This is a genomic window from Streptomyces coelicoflavus, assembly GCF_003112555.1.
GTDB classification, from domain to species: domain Bacteria; phylum Actinomycetota; class Actinomycetes; order Streptomycetales; family Streptomycetaceae; genus Streptomyces; species Streptomyces coelicoflavus.
In genome coordinates this window covers 20,021-36,873 of sequence record NZ_BEWB01000021.1, presented here as the reverse complement: position 1 = coordinate 36,873, position 16,853 = coordinate 20,021, and the positions used below count along the sequence as shown (strand labels likewise).

Annotated in this window: 18 protein-coding genes; 4 read left to right on the top strand and 14 right to left on the bottom strand. The window is 72.7% G+C overall.

The window, feature by feature from the left end; translation table 11 throughout:
* Positions 1 to 6: 6 nt before the first annotated feature.
* The 9 genes from Sco07f_RS37225 to Sco07f_RS37185 all read right to left on the bottom strand — a co-directional run bounded on the left by Sco07f_RS37225 (position 7) and on the right by Sco07f_RS37185 (position 10,083).
* The gene (locus Sco07f_RS37225) at positions 7 to 246 is read right to left on the bottom strand and encodes a hypothetical protein (RefSeq protein WP_007444751.1); all 240 of its coding nucleotides are present in this window, start codon (positions 244 to 246) and stop codon (positions 7 to 9) included.
* Positions 243 to 1,736 carry an Asp-tRNA(Asn)/Glu-tRNA(Gln) amidotransferase subunit GatA gene (gene gatA, locus Sco07f_RS37220; protein ID WP_007444750.1) on the bottom strand — a complete coding sequence of 498 codons (1,494 nt, stop codon included), beginning with the start codon at positions 1,734 to 1,736 and terminating at the stop codon, positions 243 to 245. The genes Sco07f_RS37225 and gatA overlap by 4 nt, the downstream gene beginning before the upstream one ends.
* Positions 1,737 to 1,739: 3 nt before the next feature.
* Positions 1,740 to 2,036 (bottom strand): Asp-tRNA(Asn)/Glu-tRNA(Gln) amidotransferase subunit GatC, encoded by a 297-nt coding sequence (gene gatC / locus Sco07f_RS37215; RefSeq protein WP_003973500.1) that lies wholly within the window; start codon positions 2,034 to 2,036, stop codon positions 1,740 to 1,742.
* A 118-nt stretch (positions 2,037 to 2,154) separates the two neighbouring features.
* Positions 2,155 to 2,676 (bottom strand): cupin domain-containing protein, encoded by a 522-nt coding sequence (locus Sco07f_RS37210; protein WP_087789462.1) that lies wholly within the window; start codon positions 2,674 to 2,676, stop codon positions 2,155 to 2,157.
* A gap of 382 nt (positions 2,677 to 3,058) precedes the next feature.
* Positions 3,059 to 5,287, bottom strand: a complete 2,229-nt coding sequence (locus Sco07f_RS37205) for a putative bifunctional diguanylate cyclase/phosphodiesterase (RefSeq protein ID WP_087789463.1) — start codon at positions 5,285 to 5,287, stop codon at positions 3,059 to 3,061.
* Positions 5,288 to 5,544: 257 nt separating this feature from the next.
* Positions 5,545 to 7,752, bottom strand: coding sequence for an NAD-dependent DNA ligase LigA (ligA, locus tag Sco07f_RS37200; protein ID WP_087789464.1), 2,208 nt, complete (start codon positions 7,750 to 7,752; stop codon positions 5,545 to 5,547).
* 14 nt (positions 7,753 to 7,766) lie between these two features.
* A complete protein-coding gene (locus tag Sco07f_RS37195; RefSeq protein WP_054102029.1) occupies positions 7,767 to 8,762 on the bottom strand; it encodes a methionine synthase in 996 nt (331 codons plus the stop codon).
* A 64-nt stretch (positions 8,763 to 8,826) separates the two neighbouring features.
* On the bottom strand, positions 8,827 to 9,516 hold the full coding sequence (locus Sco07f_RS37190) for an SDR family oxidoreductase (RefSeq protein WP_007444829.1): 690 nt from the start codon (positions 9,514 to 9,516) through the stop codon (positions 8,827 to 8,829).
* Between the two features lie 27 nt (positions 9,517 to 9,543).
* Positions 9,544 to 10,083, bottom strand: coding sequence for an LOG family protein (locus Sco07f_RS37185; protein WP_054102030.1), 540 nt, complete (start codon positions 10,081 to 10,083; stop codon positions 9,544 to 9,546).
* Positions 10,084 to 10,178: 95 nt separating this feature from the next.
* On the opposite strand from Sco07f_RS37185, the gene Sco07f_RS37180 reads away from it, so the two are divergent.
* The gene (locus Sco07f_RS37180; RefSeq protein ID WP_007444799.1) at positions 10,179 to 10,511 is read left to right on the top strand and encodes a DUF427 domain-containing protein; all 333 of its coding nucleotides are present in this window, start codon (positions 10,179 to 10,181) and stop codon (positions 10,509 to 10,511) included.
* Between the two features lie 37 nt (positions 10,512 to 10,548).
* Positions 10,549 to 11,328 carry an alpha/beta fold hydrolase gene (locus tag Sco07f_RS37175; protein ID WP_108990518.1) on the top strand — a complete coding sequence of 260 codons (780 nt, stop codon included), beginning with the start codon at positions 10,549 to 10,551 and terminating at the stop codon, positions 11,326 to 11,328.
* Between the two features lie 69 nt (positions 11,329 to 11,397).
* Here Sco07f_RS37175 and mnmA read toward each other — a convergent pair whose 3' ends face one another.
* Positions 11,398 to 12,528 carry a tRNA 2-thiouridine(34) synthase MnmA gene (mnmA, locus tag Sco07f_RS37170; protein WP_087789466.1) on the bottom strand — a complete coding sequence of 377 codons (1,131 nt, stop codon included), beginning with the start codon at positions 12,526 to 12,528 and terminating at the stop codon, positions 11,398 to 11,400.
* Positions 12,529 to 12,589: 61 nt separating this feature from the next.
* On the opposite strand from mnmA, the gene Sco07f_RS37165 reads away from it, so the two are divergent.
* On the top strand, positions 12,590 to 13,303 hold the full coding sequence (locus Sco07f_RS37165) for an N-acetylmuramoyl-L-alanine amidase (RefSeq protein WP_108990517.1): 714 nt from the start codon (positions 12,590 to 12,592) through the stop codon (positions 13,301 to 13,303).
* Between the two features lie 46 nt (positions 13,304 to 13,349).
* On the opposite strand, the gene Sco07f_RS37160 is transcribed toward Sco07f_RS37165, so the two are convergent.
* The 3 genes from Sco07f_RS37160 to Sco07f_RS37150 form a co-directional block, all read right to left on the bottom strand.
* On the bottom strand, positions 13,350 to 14,519 hold the full coding sequence (locus Sco07f_RS37160; RefSeq protein WP_007444826.1) for a cysteine desulfurase family protein: 1,170 nt from the start codon (positions 14,517 to 14,519) through the stop codon (positions 13,350 to 13,352).
* Between the two features lie 80 nt (positions 14,520 to 14,599).
* The gene (locus tag Sco07f_RS37155; protein WP_007444825.1) at positions 14,600 to 14,902 is read right to left on the bottom strand and encodes a hypothetical protein; all 303 of its coding nucleotides are present in this window, start codon (positions 14,900 to 14,902) and stop codon (positions 14,600 to 14,602) included.
* 34 nt (positions 14,903 to 14,936) lie between these two features.
* On the bottom strand, positions 14,937 to 15,104 hold the full coding sequence (locus Sco07f_RS37150) for a hypothetical protein (RefSeq protein ID WP_007444824.1): 168 nt from the start codon (positions 15,102 to 15,104) through the stop codon (positions 14,937 to 14,939).
* A gap of 127 nt (positions 15,105 to 15,231) precedes the next feature.
* Here Sco07f_RS37150 and Sco07f_RS37145 point away from each other — a divergent pair, with 127 nt between their 5' ends.
* Positions 15,232 to 15,858, top strand: coding sequence for a TetR family transcriptional regulator (locus Sco07f_RS37145; RefSeq protein WP_108990516.1), 627 nt, complete (start codon positions 15,232 to 15,234; stop codon positions 15,856 to 15,858).
* Between the two features lie 92 nt (positions 15,859 to 15,950).
* On the opposite strand, the gene Sco07f_RS37140 is transcribed toward Sco07f_RS37145, so the two are convergent.
* Positions 15,951 to 16,811 (bottom strand): thioesterase family protein, encoded by an 861-nt coding sequence (locus Sco07f_RS37140; protein WP_108990515.1) that lies wholly within the window; start codon positions 16,809 to 16,811, stop codon positions 15,951 to 15,953.
* Between the last annotated feature and the right edge of the window lie 42 nt (positions 16,812 to 16,853).

The window sequence follows — 16,853 nt, the reverse complement described above, 5'->3', positions numbered from 1 at the left end:
TCCCTCTCAGCCCAGCAGGACGTCGTCGTCGCCGAGACGCTTCAGCTCGCGGTACAGGATGGCGAGGTTGGTGACGACGGCGGCTCCGGTGACGACGGCGTCGAGCAGTCGCAGCGTGTCGCTCTCGCCACGGGCCTTCTTGATCTGCTTGTAGACCCCGACGGCGCCGAACGCCGACGTGGCCATCGAGACGTACAGACCGGACTTGGACTTCTTGAAGCCCTTGGCCTTGGTCAGTGCACTCACAGCGACGGAGCCTCCTCGATCAGCGGGTGGCCCCACTTTTCCACGAAGGCGGCCTCGACGGCGGCGCCGACCTTGTAGAGCCGGTCGTCCTTCATGGCGGGGGCGATGATCTGCAGACCCACCGGCAGGTTGTCCTCGGGGGCGAGGCCGCAGGGCAGCGACATGGCCGCGTTGCCCGCCAGGTTGGTGGGGATGGTGCACAGGTCGGCCAGGTACATCGCCATCGGGTCGTCGGCGCGCTCGCCGATCGCGAAGGCGGTGGTCGGGGTCGTCGGCGAGACGATCACGTCGACCTGCTCGAAGGCCCGCTCGAACTCCTGCTTGATGAGGGTGCGGACCTTCTGGGCGCTGCCGTAGTACGCGTCGTAGTACCCGCTCGACAGGGCGTACGTGCCGAGCATGATGCGGCGCTTGACCTCGGGGCCGAAGCCGGCCTCGCGGGTCAGGGAGGTGACCTCCTCGGCGGAGTGCGTGCCGTCGTCGCCGACGCGCGCGCCGTAGCGCAGGCCGTCGAAGCGGGCGAGGTTGGAGGAGCACTCGGACGGGGCGATCAGGTAGTACGCGGAGAGCGCGAGGTCGAAGGACGGGCAGTCCAGCTCGACGATCTCGGCGCCCAGCGACTTCAGCAGCTCGACGGACTCGTCGAAGCGCTGGACGACACCGGCCTGGTAGCCCTCGCCGCGGAACTGCTTGACGACGCCGACGCGCATGCCGTCGACGCTGCCGTTGCGGGCGGCCTCGACGACCGCGGGGACCGGGGCGTCGATGGAGGTGGAGTCCATCGGGTCGTGTCCGGCGATTGCCTCGTGCAGCAGGGCCGCGTCCAGGACCGTGCGGGCGCAGGGGCCGCCCTGGTCGAGGGAGGAGGAGAAGGCCACCATGCCGTAGCGGGAGACGCCACCGTAGGTCGGCTTGACGCCGACGGTGCCGGTGACGGACGCGGGCTGGCGGATGGAGCCGCCGGTGTCGGTGCCGATGGCGAGCGGGGCCTGGAAGGCGGCGAGGGCCGCGGAGGAGCCGCCGCCGGAGCCGCCGGGGATCTTGGTGAGGTCCCAGGGGTTGCCGGTCGGGCCGTAGGCGCTGTTCTCGGTGGAGGAGCCCATGGCGAACTCGTCCATGTTGGTCTTGCCGAGGATGACGACGTCGGCGGCCTTGAGGCGCTTGGTGACGGTCGCGTCGTACGGCGGGATCCAGCCCTCGAGGATCTTGGAGCCGACGGTGGTGGGGATGCCCTCGGTGGTGAAGATGTCCTTGAGGGCGAGCGGGACGCCGGCCAGCGGGCCGAGCTTCTCGCCGCGCTCGCGCTTCTCGTCGACGGCGCGGGCCTGGGCCAGCGCACCCTCGCGGTCCACGTGCAGGAAGGCGTGCACCTTCTCGTCGACGGCCTCGATGCGGGCCAGGTGGGCCTCGGTGACCTGGACGGCGGTCAGCTCGCCGGAGGCGATCTTCGCGGCGATCTCGGCCGCGGTGAGCTTGATGATGTCGCTCATGGCTTACTCCTCCCCCAGGATCTGCGGCACCTTGAAACGCTGCTGCTCCTGGGCCGGGGCGCCGGACAGCGCCTGCTCGGGCGTGAGCGACGGACGGACCTCGTCCGGCCGCATGACGTTCGTCAGCGGGAGCGGGTGCGAGGTCGGCGGTACGTCTTGGTCGGCGACCTCGCTGACGCGGGCGACCGCGCCGATGATGTCGTCCAGCTGTCCCGCGAAGTGCTCGAGCTCTTCGGGCTTCAGCTCCAGACGCGCCAGCCGGGCGAGGTGGGCGACCTCCTCGCGCGTGATGCCAGGCATGCAGCGTTCCTCTGGGTGAGTGTGTGGTCGGGGCACTTCGGCCGGGGCAAGGCGCTTGCTCCGGTCGGTTCGGCCCAGTCGGTTTGGCCCAATCCTATGGGTCCGGGCACCGTGGCCGTTAAACGGTTTCCCCCGGGTCCTCCGCTTCCCGGCGCCGCGCGTCCCAGGCGGCGCTGCGCAGGAAGTGGTTGTCGTACAGCTCCTGGACCTCCAGCAGGCTCTCCCGGGTGGCCTCGCCGAGCGCGATGCGCCGGAGGTGGCGGAAGTACTCGAAGCGCTCGACGCCCGGGGTGAGGACGATGAGCAGGTCGGCGTCGGCGCCCGGCACGGCGGCGAAGGCGTGCGGCTTGCCCGGCGGGACGACCACGAGGTCGCCGGGGCCCGCGGTGAGGACGTCGCCGCCGGAGAGGATGTCGGCGGCGCCGTCGAGGAGGAAGAACATCTCGGCGGAGTTGTCGTGCCAGTGCGGCGCGGCGCCGTCGGCACCGGCGGTGAGGGTGACGCGCTGGGTGGACAGGGCGCCGCCGGTGGCGCTGCTGTCGGCCAGCAGGCGCACGGTGGTGGGCGCGCGGCCCACGACCTCGGCCTCCGCCTCGCGGACGACCACGGACTCGTCGAACTTCGGAACGAACAGCGACATCCTCGAACCCCTTGGGACGGACGGCGGACGGACGGACACGACCACTCTTTGTCAGCAATGCCAGGGACGAGAGCGAAGCTAACAGATCACTGACAGAATTGCTAGCGCTGCTAGCATCACGTCATGGCGATGTACGAAGCGGGGCGGGTACGAAGCGGGCCGGGACAGGCCGGGGGTCGTGGGAGTGGCGTCGGCGGCGATCCGCCGGGGGGGCCGCCGGTCGGCGGCGTTGGCGCGCCACCGCGGGCCAGCGGGCGGGTCGTGGCGCGCCACCTCGGGCGGGCGGGCGGCCGGCGCGTGGCGCGCCACCGCGGGCGGGCGGCCGGGGCGTGGCGCGCCACCGCGGGCCGGCGGTCGCGCGCCACGGTCGGCAGGGCTCAGGTCACTCGTCGGACGCCGCCGCGGGCAGTGCGGCGGCGGCCCGCACCCAGCCCCTCGAACCCCGGGCCAGCAGCCAGGCCGTGGTTTCCTCCGGCGGCATCGCGGCCGCGACCAGCCAGCCCTGGACGGCGTCGCAGCCGAGGTCCCGCAGGCGCTCCCAGGTCTCGTCGTCCTCCACGCCCTCGGCGACGACGAGCAGACCGAGGGAGTGGGCGAGGTCGACGGTGCAGCGCACGATCTCGGCGTCCTCGTTGTCGATGGCCAGCCGGGCCACGAAGGAACGGTCGATCTTCAGCTCGCTGACGGGGAGCCTGCGCAGGTGGACGAGGGAGGAGTAGCCGGTGCCGAAGTCGTCGAGGGACATCTTGACGCCGTGCCCGGTCAGCGCGTTGAGGGTGTCGGCCGCGCGCTGCGGGTCCTCGAGCAGGACGTGCTCGGTGATCTCGAGTTGGAGCGCTCCCGCCGGGACGCCGTGCCGGGCGAGCCGGGCGGCCACCGAGCCCGCGAACCCGGGGGTGTGGACGTCGCGCGGGGAGACGTTGACCGCGACCGGCACGAACAGGCCCTGGGAGCGCCAGTGGGCGACCTGAGCGAGCGCCGTCTCCAGGACGTACTCGGTGAGGTGGGGCATCAGCCCGGAGGACTCGGCGATGGCTATGAACTCGTCCGGCGGCACCTTGCCGCGCTCGGGGTGCACCCAGCGCACCAGGGCCTCCAGGCCCGCCACCTGTCCGTCGAAGCGGACCTTGGGCTGGTAGTGCAGCTCGACCTCGTGGGCGTCCAGGGCCCGGCGCAGGTCGCCGAGGAGGCCGAGCCGGTCCGGGGTGTTGGAGTCCCGCTTGGACTCGTAGACCTCCACCCCGGTGCGGTCCCGCTTCGCCTGGTACATCGCCACGTCCGCGCGGCGCAGCAGCCCCTCGGCGTCCAGCGCGTGGTCGGGGAAGACGGCGACCCCGGCGCTGGCCTCCAGGACCAGCGTGAGCCCGTCCAGGTCCATGGGTGAACTGAGCGCGGACACCAGGCCGCGGGCGATCCGGGTCGCCGACGTGGTGGAGTCGGCGACGGGCAGTAAGACGGCGAACTCGTCGCCGCCGAGCCGCGCGGCCTCCGCACCGCGCGGCAGGGCCTGCCGCAGCCGGTCGGCGGTCTGCAGCAGCAGCCGGTCCCCGGCGAGGTGTCCGAGCGTGTCGTTGACCGACCGGAAACGGTCGAGGTCGATCAGCATCAGGGCGGCGCGGGCGCCGATGCGCTCGGCGTCGTCCAGCGCGCTCCAGGTGCGCTCCAGGAGCCACTGCCGGTTGGGCAGGCCGGTGAGCGGGTCGCGCAACTGCTCCTCGGCGCGGGCGCGGGCGATCCACAGCGTGGAGTCGAGGGCGATGAGCGGGATGGCGAACAGCGGCAGCAGCATCGGCTTGGCGACGGCGACGACGCACACCAGCGGGGCGATGCCGAGCAGGGCGACGGCGACCAGGCCCTGTCTGACCAGGGCGGTGCGGGCGACGGTGGGAAGCCCGGGGCGCGGGGTCTGGAGGTACCACAGCAGGGCGCGGGTGACGGCGAGGTAGGCGACGGCGACGAGCACCACCTTGGGCGCCGCGTACATGCCCCAGGTGTCGGGGTCCCAGGGGTGCTCGACGGACGGTACGGAGCCGCAGGCGCCGAGGAGCAGGGCACCCGCGGCGATGCCGAGGATGTCCACCGCGCCGTGCAGGACGCCCTGCCGCCAGCGGCCCCGGCGGGCTATGCCGACCAGGACGACGACGGTGAGGCTGACCATGCCGGCCGGAATCCAGCCGTACAGCAGCAGGACGGCGAGGGTGAGGGCGGCGCCCGAGCCGGTGCCGCCCCACCAGCGGGAGCGGCCGAGCATGACCAGGTGGCCGACCACGATGCCGGCCAGCACGGCCAGGGCCCAGCCGACGGTGCCGGACGGGAAGAGGGCGTGGCCGTCGCTGAAGGCCCGGTAGAAGCCGGCACCCAGGACGAAGGCGGCGGTCGTGACGATCGCCGCGGGCAACGCGGGCCAGGACAGGTGCCGTTCGGCGTCCGGGTCGGCGGGGCCGTGGAGGTGTCCGGTCGTGTGGCCGGTGGCCTGCGGCACGCGGGCGCCCGCCACGGGACGCGGGACGCCACCCTCGCGTTGCCCGTGCCGCCGGCTCACGTGCCACGCGCCCACCATGCGACGCAGGCTCAGCCGTGAGCCCGCGGCGGCGCTCTCGGTCGGTTCCATTCCCGTCCCTCTCACAGCCGGCGGTGCCCACGCCACGCGGCCCCCGCCTCGACCACCTTCAACGGCTCCGCGTGGGAGACCCCTTCCCCTGTCACTCGGGGCAGGGGGGTGCCCCGACCGCGGCTGGCCACGGCGGGCGCACACCTCAACAGTAGGCCGCGGAAGGCTTTCAGGGGCACTGGTCGTCGACGGTTGCCCGAATGCCACCCGGCCACCCGTATGCATCTGATATGCGCCGATCGGGTGCCCTTCAACCGCTATTCCTCAGCCGAAAGCGTGACAGCCTCCGCCGCTTCGGCCCCTTGTTCGAGCAGAACGGCGAAACCCTCCTCGTTCAGAACCGGCACTTTCAGCTGCATCGCCTTGTCGTACTTCGACCCGGGGTTGTCACCGACCACGACGAACGACGTCTTTTTGGACACCGAACCGGTCACCTTGGCGCCCCTGTTCTGGAGTGCCTCCTTGGCGCCGTCCCGGGTGAAGTTCTCCAGGGTGCCGGTGACGACGACGGTGAGTCCCTCGAGCGGGCGCGGCCCCTCATCCTCCCCCGTCGAGTGGTCCTCCAGCGCAACCCCGGCCGCCTTCCACTTGCGGACGATCTCGCGGTGCCAGTCCACGGCGAACCACTCCTTGACGGCGGTGGCGATGGTGCCGCCCACGCCGTCCGTGCTCGCCAGCTCCTCCTCGGTGGCCTGCTCGATGCGGTCGATGGAGCGGAACTCCCGCGCCAGTGCCTGGGCGGCGACCGGTCCGACGTACCTGATGGAGAGGCCGTTGATGAACCGGGCCAGCGGGCGGGCCTTGGCGTCCTCGATGTGCTTCAGCAGCGCGAGGGTGTTCTTCTTCGGCTCGCCCGCCTTGTTGGCGAAGACCATGGCGGTCTTCTCCTCGCCGGTCTCCGGGTCGCGCTTGGGCAGCCCGCTGTCCGGGTCGAGGACGTACGCCTTGATGGGCAGCAGCTTCTCGACGGTGAGGTCGAAGAGGTCGCCCTCGTCCACCAGCGGCGGCTCGGACGGCTCCAGCGGCCCGGTCAGCGCGGCGGCCACGACCCCGCCGAAGTGCTCGATGTCCAGGCACTCCCGGCCAGCGAGATAGGCGACCCGCTCGCGCAACTGGGCCGGGCAGGCACGGGCGTTGGGGCAGCGGAGGTCGATGTCGCCCTCCTTCATGGCCTTCAGCGGCGTCCCGCACTCGGGACACTCGGCCGGCATCACGAACTCCCGCTCGCTGCCGTCCCTCAGGTCGGCGACCGGCCCGAGGATCTCGGGGATCACGTCACCGGCCTTGCGCAGCACCACGGTGTCGCCGATGAGCACGCCCTTGGCCTTGACGACCTCCTGGTTGTGCAGCGTGGCGAACTCCACCTCGCTGCCCGCCACCGTGACCGGCTCGACCTGCGCGTACGGCGTGACGCGGCCGGTGCGGCCGACGCCCACCTTGATGTCGACCAGCTTGGTGTTGACCTCCTCCGGCGCGTACTTGTAGGCGATGGCCCAGCGGGGCGCTCGGGCGGTGGAGCCGAGCCGGCCCTGGAGGCGGATCTCGTCGAGCTTGACGACGACGCCGTCGATCTCGTGCGCGACGGAGTGCCGGTTCTCGCCGTAGTACGCGATGAACTCCCGTACGCCGTCCAGGCCGTCGACCACCCTGTTGTGCGGGGACGTCGGCAGCCCCCAGGCCTTGAGCAGGTCGTACGCCTGGGAGAGGCGGGTCAGGCCCGAGTAGCCCTCCAGTGTGCCGATGCCGTGGACGACCATGTGCAGCGGGCGGGAGGCGGTGACGCGCGGATCCTTCTGGCGCAGCGAACCGGCCGCCGCGTTGCGCGCGTTGGCGAAGGGCTTGTCCCCCGCCTCGTTCAACCGGGCGTTGAGTTCCTGGAACTTCTCCATCGGGAAGTACACCTCGCCGCGGATCTCCACGCGGTCGGGAACCCTGTCGCCCGCCAGGCGCTCGGGGATCTCGGCGATGGTGCGGACGTTGGGGGTGATGTCCTCGCCGGTGCGGCCGTCGCCGCGGGTGGCGGCGCGGACGAGGCGCCCGTGCTCGTAGGTGAGGTTGACGGCGAGTCCGTCGACCTTCAGCTCGCACAGGAAGTGGTACTCCTGCTCGCCCAGCTCCTTCGCGATGCGGTCGAACCAGGCGGCCAGCTCGTCGTCGTTGAACGTGTTGTCCAGGGAGAGCATCCGCGTGGGGTGCTGGACGGCCGTGAACTCGGTCGCGTAGGCACCGGCGACCTTCTGGGTCGGGGACTCGGGGGTGCGCAGCTCCGGGTGCCGCTCCTCCAGCTCCTCCAGGGTGCGCAGCAGCCGGTCGAACTCCGCGTCGCTGACGACGGGCGCGTCGTTCACGTAGTACCGGAAGCGGTGCTCCTCGATCTGCTCGGCGAGCCGCATGTGCCGCTCCCGCGCCTCGGCGGGCACGCTGGTCGTCTCCGCCTGCTCGTCGCCCTGCTTGTCGCCGGCCACCGTATGTCCTCCCGTTACTCTGGGTTGTCCGCGAGGGAACTCGCCGCCCGGACGCAGTGGGCGAGCGCGCGCCGGGCGTACTCCGGGGAGGCACCCGCGAGTCCGCACGCCGGAGTGACGGTGACCGCCTCCGCGAGCAGCTCCGGACGCAGCCCCAGCCTGCGCCACAGCGTTCTGACACCCATGACGCTACCGGCAGGGTCTGACAATGCGGTGTCCGTGCCCGGGACGACACCGGCGAACAGCCGGGTGCCGCCCTCGACGGCCTCGCCGATCGCGTCGTCGTCACGCTCGGTGAGCAGCGAGAAGTCGAACGAGACGCCCGCGACGCCCGCCCGGCGCAGCAGGGCGAACGGCACGTCCGGTGCGCAGGAGTGGACCACGACCGGGCCGCCGTCGTGCACCCCGGCGACCTCGCGCAGCGTCGCCTCCACGGCCTGGCGGTCGACGGCGCGGTGGGTGCGGTAGCCGCTGGCGGTGCGGATCTGCCCCCGCAGGACGGCGGTGAGGGAGGGTTCGTCGAGCTGGAGCACGGGGCGGGCGCCGGGGACCCGGCGCCGGATCTCCGCCAGGTGCAGGCGCAGGCCCTCGGCGAGCGAGGCGGCGAGGTCGCGGCAGGCGCCGGGGTCGGAGAGGACCGCCTCTCCGTTGCGCAGCTCCAGGGCGGCGGCGAGGGTCCACGGGCCGACGGCCTGGACCTTCAGCGGACCCTCGTAGCCCTGGGTGAACTCCTCCAGGGCGTCGAGGTCCTCGCCCAGCCAGGCGCGGGCGCGCTTGGTGTCCCGGCCCGGCCGGTCGCCGAGCCGCCAGCCGCTGGGCTCCACGCGCGCGTAGAGCTCGACGAGCATCCCGGCGGTGCGGCCGATCATGTCGGCGCCGGGACCGCGGGCGGGCAGTTCGGCGAGGAAGGGGAAGTCCTCGAAGCTGCCGGTGGCGGTTCTGGCGGCCTCGCGGGCGTCGTGGCCCGGGAGGCTGCCGATGCCGGTGGCGGGGGCGAAGGTGTCGTTCACGGGAGAAGCGTACGCAGGGGCGCGGGGCCGGTTTTCGCCCCCGCCGCCCCATGCGAGGGGGCGCTCACCGTCCCGGGCGCACCGTCAGGTCGTTGACCTCCGCGTCCCTCGGGAGGTCGAGGGCCATCAGGATGGTCGTGGCGACGGACTCGGGGTCCATCCACTTGGCCGGGTCGTACTCCTTCCCCTCCTGCTGGTGGACCTTGGCCTGCATGGGGCTGGCGGTGCGGCCGGGGTAGACCGAGGTGACGCGGACGCCGTTCGCGTGCTCCTCCTGGCGCAGGGCGTCGGCGAGGGCCTTCAGGCCGTGCTTGGAGGCGCTGTACGCGGCCCAGCCGGCGTGGGCGTTGAGCCCGGAGCCGGAGTTGACGAAGATCACCTGACCCTGCGCGACGCGGAGCTGGGGCAGCAGGAGGCGGGTCAGCTCGGCGGGGGCGACCAGGTTGACGTTGAGCTGGTTGGTCCAGGTCTTCGGGGTCAGGTCACCGACCGGGCCGAGGTCGACGACCCCGGCGATGTGCAGCAGCGAGTCCACCCGGTCGGGCAGCGTCTGGTGGGAGAGGGCCCAGGACAGCTTGCCGGGGTCGGACAGATCGCCGACCAGCGTCTTCGCGCCGGGGAGCGCGGCGGCGAGTTCCTTCGCGCGGCCCGCGTCGCGCGCGTGCAGCACGACCTCGTCGCCGCGTGCGTGCAGGCGGCGGGCGACGGCCGCGCCGATGCCGGAGCCCGCTCCGGTGATCACATGTGTAGCCATGCCCGCCATGCTCGCACCACCGGCGTCCTACTCGATGCCCTGGCTCTCCTCCAGGTAGGCGAGCGCGCCCACCGGCTCCTCGGCGAAGAAGACCAGCTCGGTGAGGGGGCGGGGCAGGAAGCCCTCGTCCTCCATGCGGCGGAACTGCTCCTTGAGGCCGTCGTAGAAGCCCGCGGTGTTGAGCAGGACGACCGGCTTGTCGGTGTGCCCGTGCTTCTTCAGCTCCAGGATCTCGGTGGCCTCGTCGAGGGTGCCGGTGCCGCCCACCATGATGACCACGGCGTCGGCCTGCTCCAGCAGCAGCCGCTTGCGCTCGGCGAGGTCCTTCGCGATCACCATCTCGTCGGCGCCCTCGCGCGCCTTGGCCGCCAGGAAGTCCACCGAGACCCCGAGCAGCCGCCCTCCGGACTCCTGCACGCCGTCGGCCACGACCTTCATCAGACCGACGTCCGAGCCGCCCCAGACGAGGGTGTGGCCGCCCTTGCCGAGCAGTTCGGCGAACTCCTTGGCGGGGCGCGTGTAGCGCTCGTCGAGGTCGGCGGCGGAGAGGAAGACGCAGATGTTCATGGCCTCCACCGTACGGCCCGGTCCGGAGGGGAAGAACCCGGCCTACGGGGACGCTGTAGTACGTGACGCAGACCACTGCCACCAGGAGGACGACCGTGACCAAGGGACTCAAGGGACACGTCATCACCGTCGAGCCGAGCGACCGGCACGTGCGCGTGGTGCACGACGGGCAGGTGCTGGCGGAGAGCGACGGCGCGCTGGTGCTGCACGAGACGGGCTGTCCCGACCGGTACTACATCCCGCCGCAGGACGTGCGCCTCGACCGGCTGACGCCGTCCGGGACGACCACCCACTGCCCCTTCAAGGGCGACGCCTCCTACTGGTCGCTGCCGGACGCGGCGGACCTGGTGTGGGCCTACCCGGACCCGAAGCCTGAGGTCGCGGAGATCAAGGACCACCTCTGTTTCTACGAAGTCGAGGTGTCCTGAGCGATGAATCACCTGCCGTAGGGCAGTCTGCACAGGCATGGAGATGACGACTGTTTCGCGTGACGGCACCCGCATCGCCTACGAGCGCTCCGGGCGGGGACCGGCGGTCGTGCTCGTCAGCGGCGCCATGTCGACCGGTGCGACGATGGCGCCGCTGGCCGCCGAGCTGTCGGGCGGTTTCGACGTCACCGTGTACGACCGCCGGGGGCGCGGCGAGAGCGGCGAAGCGGCGCCCTACTCGGTGGAGCGCGAGATCGAGGACCTGGCGGCGCTGATCGAGGCGGTGGGCGGCGAGGCGTCGCTGTACGGCATGTCGTCGGGCGGCGCGCTGGTGCTCCGGGCGGCGGCGAGCGGTCTGCCGCTGCGCCGGGCCGCCGTGTACGAGGTGCCGTACGCCATGGACGACGCCGCCGCGCGGGCCGCGGCCGAGTACACCGAACGCCTGGGCGAGGCGCTCGGGCAGGGCAGGCGCGGGGATGCCGTGGAGCTGTTCCTGCGCCACAGCGGGCTGGGCGAGGAGATGATCCGGGGTGCCCGGCAGTCCCCCATGTGGGCGGGGATGGAGTCGGTGGCGCCGAGCCTGGCGTACGACGACGCCGTGCTGGGCGACGGCCGGGTGCCCCGTTCCGAGATCGCCGGGATCACCGTCCCCCTGCTGGTGCTCGCGGGCGGCGCGAGCGACGCGTGGTGGCACGAGGCCGCCCGTGCGGTCGCGGAGGCGGCTCCCGACGGCAGGTACGGCACCGTGGACCGGCAGACCCACATGGTGGAGCCGGGCGTACTGGCGCCGGTGCTGGCGGAGTTCCTCGCCGGATGAGCCGGCGCGGTCGTGCGCCTCAGGACGGCCCGGCGGCGGCTCGGGGACGGTCCGGCGACGGCTCAGGGCTCAGGCCGCGCCCGCCGTGGCCCGCGTCGTCGACGCGATCGTCGCCGAGCCCACCACGCGCGTGCCGTCGTACAGCACGATCGCCTGGCCGGGGGCGACGCCCCGCACCGGCTCGGTGAAGCTGACCTCCAGGGTGCCGTCGACGAGTTCGGCGCGGACCTCGGTCTCGCCGCCGTGGGCGCGGAGCTGGGCGGTGTAGGTGCCGGGGCCGGTGGGGGCGGCGCCGCACCAGCGGGGCTTGATGGCGCGGAGGGCGTCGACGTCGAGGGCCTCGGCGGGGCCGACCGTCACGGTGTTGTCCACCGGGGAGATGTCCAGGACGTAGCGCGGCTTGCCGTCGGGGGCCGGGGTGCCGATGCGCAGGCCCTTGCGCTGGCCGATGGTGTAGCCGTAGGCGCCCTCGTGGGTGCCGAGCCGGTTGCCCGCCTCGTCGACGATGTCGCCCTCGGCCCTGCCCAGCCGGCCCGCCAGGAAGCCCTGGGTGTCGCCGTCGGCGATGAAGCAGATGTCGTGCGAGTCGGGCTTCTTGGCCACCGCGAGGCCCCGGCGCTCGGCCTCCGCGCGGATCTCGTCCTTGGTGGTGACCGTGTCGCCGAGCGGGAACATGGCGTGGGCGAGCTGGCGGTCGTCGAGGACGCCGAGGACGTAGCTCTGGTCCTTGGCCATGTCGGAGGCGCGGTGCAGCTCGCGGACGCCGTCCTCACGCAGGATCACCTGGGCGTAGTGGCCGGTGCAGACGGCGTCGAAGCCCAGCGCGAGGGCCTTGTCGAGGAGGGCCGCGAACTTGATCTTCTCGTTGCAGCGCAGGCACGGGTTCGGGGTGCGCCCCGCCTCGTACTCGGCGACGAAGTCCTCGACCACGTCCTCCCGGAAGCGGTCGGCGAGGTCCCACACGTAGAACGGGATACCGATGACGTCGGCGGCACGGCGGGCGTCCCGCGAGTCCTCGATGGTGCAACAGCCCCGGGCGCCCGTGCGGAAGGACTGCGGGTTCGCGGAGAGCGCCAGGTGGACGCCGGTCACGTCGTGCCCCGCCTCGGCCGCGCGGGCGGCGGCGACGGCGGAGTCGACTCCGCCCGACATGGCGGCGAGGACGCGGAGGGGACGGGTGCGCTGCGGGGTCTCAGTCATAACTCCTCCAGAGTACGGGGGAAGCGGGAACCGGAGCGCGCGAGTATGCGTTGAAGATCGTATGGGGGCGAAGCAGGGATCCGCGGGTGGGTCCGCGAGCGGCGGGTCCGGGGACGGCGACCGGCGCATCGGCCGCCGCGCGCTGATCGTCGGCGGTGCGGCGGCTGCCGTGGGCACGGGTGTGCTGGCCCGCGACGAGTTGTCCCGGCTGTGGTGGCGGATGCCGGGCGTCGAGCGGCCCCGCGAGGACGGCGTGGTCGACTACGCGGGCGCGCGCTGGGTGGCGGCGTCGGACGCGAACTGGCGGCGGGCGGACCGGCCGGACGACTTCGGCATCGACATGGTGATCGTCCATGTCACGCAGGGCAGCTTCGACAGCGCGGTGCGGGCCTTCCAGGACCCGGGGCACAAGGCGGCCGCGCACTACATCGTCGGGCAGGACGGGCGGATCACCCAGATGATCCGCGAGCTGGACGTGGCGTACCACGCGGGCAACCGCGACTACAACGAACGCAGTGTCGGCATCGAGCACGAGGGCTTCGTGGACCGCCCGCGGGACTTCACCGACGCGATGTACGCCGCCTCCGCGCGGCTGACGGCGGGGATCTGCGCGCGGTACGGCATACCCGTGGACCGGAAGCACATCCTCGGCCACGTGGAGGTGCCGGGCACCGACCACACCGACCCGGGGCCGCACTGGGACTGGGACCGGTATCTGAAGCTGGTGCGGCGGGCGGCCGCGAGCGCGCCGTCGAAGCCGCCCACCAAGGCCTGAGCCCCGGCGGGCCCGGCCCTCGGCAAGGCGGCCTGAGCCCTGCGCCTTACGACAGCCCCGCCGCCCGGGCGCGTTCCACCGCGGGGCCGATCGCCTCGGCGAGCGCCTCCACGTCGGCCTCGGTCGAGGTGTGGCCCAGGGAGAAGCGCAGGGTGCCGCGGGCCAGGTCGGGATCGGTCCCGGTGGCCAGCAGGACGTGGCTGGGCTGGGCGACGCCCGCGGTGCAGGCGGAGCCGGTGGAGCACTCGATGCCCTGGGCGTCGAGCAGCAGGAGGAGGGAGTCGCCCTCGCAGCCCGGGAAGGTGAAGTGGGCGTTGGCCGGAAGGCGCCCCTCCGGTGCCGGGTCGCCGCCGAGGATCGCGTCCGGGACGGCCGTGCGGACGGCGTCGACCAGGTCGTCGCGCAGGGTGCCGATCTCGCGGGCGAACCACTCGCGCTGCTCGGCGGCGAGGCGCCCGGCGACCGCGAAGGAGGCGACGGCGGGGACGTCGAGGGTGCCGGAGCGCACGTGGCGTTCCTGGCCGCCGCCGTGCAGGACGGGCACCGGGGTGTACTCCCGGCCGAGCAGGAGCGCGCCGATGCCGTAGGGGCCGCCGATCTTGTGGCCGGAGACGGTCATGGCGGCGAGCCCGGAGGCGGCGAAGTCCACCGGGAGCTGACCGAAGGCCTGCACCGCGTCGGCGTGCAGCGGCACGTCGAACTCGGCGGCCACGTCGGCGAGTTCCCGGACCGGCATGATGGTGCCGATCTCGTTGTTGGCCCACATCACGGTGGCGAGGGCGACGTCGCCGGGGTCGCGGGCGATGGCCTCGCGCAGCGCCTCGGGGAGGACGCGCCCGTGGGCGTCGACCGGGAGGTACTCGACGGTGGCGCCCTCGTGCTCGCCCAGCCAGTGGACGGCGTCGAGGACGGCGTGGTGCTCGACGGGGCTGGCCAGGACCCGGGTGCGGGCCGGGTCGGCGTCGCGTCGGGCCCAGTACAGGCCCTTGACGGCGAGGTTGTCGGCCTCGGTGCCGCCGGAGGTGAGGACCACCTCGCTGGGGCGGGCGCCGAGCGCCTCGGCGAGGGTCTCGCGGGCCTCCTCGACGGTGCGCCGCGCGCGGCGGCCGGACGCGTGGAGGGAGGAGGCGTTGCCGGTGACGCTCAGGTGCGCGGTGAGTGCCTCGACTGCCTCGGGGAGCATCGGGGTGGTCGCGGCGTGGTCGAGGTAAGCCATGGTGGGGCCGATTCTACGGGCGGGCTCCGCCGGGCCTGGACCGAGGCCGCCCTCGTCCGCCCCCTGACGTTCTCTTCCGGTCAGAGACTCCAGGACATCGTGTTGTCCGCGGACATGAACACCGCCAGGACCAGCAGGTCGGCGACGCCCAGGCCGAGACCGAGGAGGGCCCGGCCGCGGCGGGCGGTGCCGCGCCACAGGGCGACGCTCGCGAGGGCGATGGCGATCGGGCCCAGGAAGACGTTGAGGACGAGCAGGCCGAGCAGGCCGAGGACGAAGGCGGCGACGGCCATGCCGTCGGTGTCGTGGATGCCGGTGCGGCGGGCGGTGCGGGTGGTGCCGTTGGCGTCGGTGGTGCGGCGGGCCGGTGCGGTGAGCTGCATGACGTTCTCCCTGCCGTGTGTCGGTGGAGGCGGGTCAGTGGGCGGAGGTGCTCCGCCGGCGGCCGTGCCGCTCGCGGAGGGCGAAGACGCCGAGCCAGACGGCGATGACCAGGCCGGCCGCGACCGAGAAGGTGAGCGGTGCGTGGGCGACGGTGCCCATGACCACCCCGAGGAGCAGGAGTGCGACGACGAGAAACAGCATGGCGCGGATCCCCCAACCTTGCGTAGACACTTCGGTGAACATTTGTGGTTACAGTTGTTCACTGACTCCTCAGTCTAGCGTGCCGTACGGCTTTTCAATTCCGGAGAACAGTTGTTAACTGCATGGCATGAGTCACACCCCCGGCGTTCGGCAGGCGCAGAAGCGGAAGACCCGGCAGGCGCTCCTGGACGCGGCGCTCAGCCTGCTGGAGGAGCAGAGCCTGAGCAGCCTGGGACTGCGTGAGGTCACGCGCGCCGTGGGGGTGGCACCGACCGCCTTCTACCGGCACTTCCACTCCACGGCGGATCTCGGGGTGGCGCTGGTCGAGGAGGCGCTGGGCAGCCTCCACCCGATGATCCGGACCACGATGTCACCGGCCGAGGACGACGACGAACGCATCGACCGCGCGGTCGAGCTGATCGCCGGACACGTGGCCGCGCACCCGGCCCACGTCCGTTTCATCGCGCGGGAGCGGCACGGCGGGGTGCAGCCGGTGCGCCGGGCGATACGGGAGCAACTGGCGCGGTTCGCCGAGGAGGTGAGGGCGGAGCTGGCCACGGACGCGTCGGCGGCGGGCTGGAGCGAGACCGACCTGCGCATGCTGGCGGGCCTCTACGTCGACCAGATGCTGATCACGGCGTCCCTCTTCCTGGAGACGCTGGACGCCCCGGACGACGAGCGCCGCCGCGCCGTCGAGACGGCACGGCGGCAACTGCGGCTGATCAGCGTCGGCCGCACGCACTGGCTGGACTGAGTACTGGCTGGACTGAGTACTGGCCGGACTGAGCACCGGCTGGACTGAGCACCGGCCGGTCCGATCCCTGACCGGACCGAGGTGCCCCCGGGTCAGCCGAGCCGGACCCGGGCCAGCTGGCGGGACTGCGCGACCAGGCGGTCGGCGCTGTCCCAGACCTCGGCGTCCTCCTCCAGGAAGCCGCCGGCGAGGTTGCGGGTGGTGATGGAGACCCGCAGCGGGCCCGGCGCGGGGCGGCAGCGCACGTGCGCGGTCAGCTCGACCGTCGGCACCCAGCCCTTGAGCCCCAGCTCGAAGGCGGTCGGCGGCAGCGCGTCCACCGCGAGGAGCAGCGAGAGGGGGTCCGCGTCGCGGCCGTCGGCGAGGCCGAACCAGGCCCGCATCTCGCCCCGGCCCGAGGGCTGCCCCAGCGCCCAGCCCAGCGTGCCGGGGTCCAGCTTGAGCATCAGCCGGTCGGCGATGGCCGAGCTGCCGTCGACGGGGGCCGGGCCGTCCTCCGGGCCGAAGCACTGGTCCGGCGGCGGGATCGCGGGCGGCTTCGCCGAGGTGCGGACGTCGTCGGGCAGCGCGTCGAGGTCGCCGTAGGAGGCGAGGACGCGGATGCGCTCGACCTCGTTGCCCTCGTCGTCGTACTGGAGGAGGGAGGCCTGGCCGGTCGAGAGGGAGCGTCCGGTGCGGACGGTCTCGGTGCGCACGACCGCCGGTCCCGGCTGGGAGGCGGTGAGGTAGTGCGCCGAGATGGTGAAGGGGTCGGGGTGCGGGAGCGCGTCGCCGAGGGCCCGGCCCAGGACGGCCAGCAGGTAGCCGCCGTTGACGGCGTTGATGATCGTCCAGCCGGCCGACAGGTCGATGTCGTAGACGCCGGGGGCGCGTCGGGTGACGGCGGTGTCCCGGTCGAACTCGCTGTCGCCGATGGTGGCCCGTGTGGCCGCTGCGGAGGCTGCTTCTGGCATGACTGCACGGTACAACAGGAAACTACTAAGCGGTAGCTTTCT

Excerpts from the sequence above, each read along its gene's own strand:
- gatA (WP_007444750.1), bottom strand. The coding sequence starts at position 1,736 with ATGAGCGACATCATCAAGCTCACCGCGGCCGAGATCGCCGCGAAGATC.
- gatC (WP_003973500.1), bottom strand. The coding sequence starts at position 2,036 with ATGCCTGGCATCACGCGCGAGGAGGTCGCCCACCTCGCCCGGCTGGCG.
- Sco07f_RS37210 (WP_087789462.1), bottom strand. The coding sequence starts at position 2,676 with ATGTCGCTGTTCGTTCCGAAGTTCGACGAGTCCGTGGTCGTCCGCGAG.
- Sco07f_RS37205 (WP_087789463.1), bottom strand. The coding sequence starts at position 5,287 with ATGGAACCGACCGAGAGCGCCGCCGCGGGCTCACGGCTGAGCCTGCGT.
- Sco07f_RS37190 (WP_007444829.1), bottom strand. The coding sequence starts at position 9,516 with ATGGCTACACATGTGATCACCGGAGCGGGCTCCGGCATCGGCGCGGCC.
- Sco07f_RS37185 (WP_054102030.1), bottom strand. The coding sequence starts at position 10,083 with ATGAACATCTGCGTCTTCCTCTCCGCCGCCGACCTCGACGAGCGCTAC.
- Sco07f_RS37175 (WP_108990518.1), top strand. The coding sequence starts at position 10,549 with ATGGAGATGACGACTGTTTCGCGTGACGGCACCCGCATCGCCTACGAG.
- mnmA (WP_087789466.1), bottom strand. The coding sequence starts at position 12,528 with ATGACTGAGACCCCGCAGCGCACCCGTCCCCTCCGCGTCCTCGCCGCC.
- Sco07f_RS37165 (WP_108990517.1), top strand. The coding sequence starts at position 12,590 with ATGGGGGCGAAGCAGGGATCCGCGGGTGGGTCCGCGAGCGGCGGGTCC.
- Sco07f_RS37160 (WP_007444826.1), bottom strand. The coding sequence starts at position 14,519 with ATGGCTTACCTCGACCACGCCGCGACCACCCCGATGCTCCCCGAGGCA.
- Sco07f_RS37155 (WP_007444825.1), bottom strand. The coding sequence starts at position 14,902 with ATGCAGCTCACCGCACCGGCCCGCCGCACCACCGACGCCAACGGCACC.
- Sco07f_RS37150 (WP_007444824.1), bottom strand. The coding sequence starts at position 15,104 with ATGCTGTTTCTCGTCGTCGCACTCCTGCTCCTCGGGGTGGTCATGGGC.
- Sco07f_RS37145 (WP_108990516.1), top strand. The coding sequence starts at position 15,232 with ATGAGTCACACCCCCGGCGTTCGGCAGGCGCAGAAGCGGAAGACCCGG.
- Sco07f_RS37140 (WP_108990515.1), bottom strand. The coding sequence starts at position 16,811 with ATGCCAGAAGCAGCCTCCGCAGCGGCCACACGGGCCACCATCGGCGAC.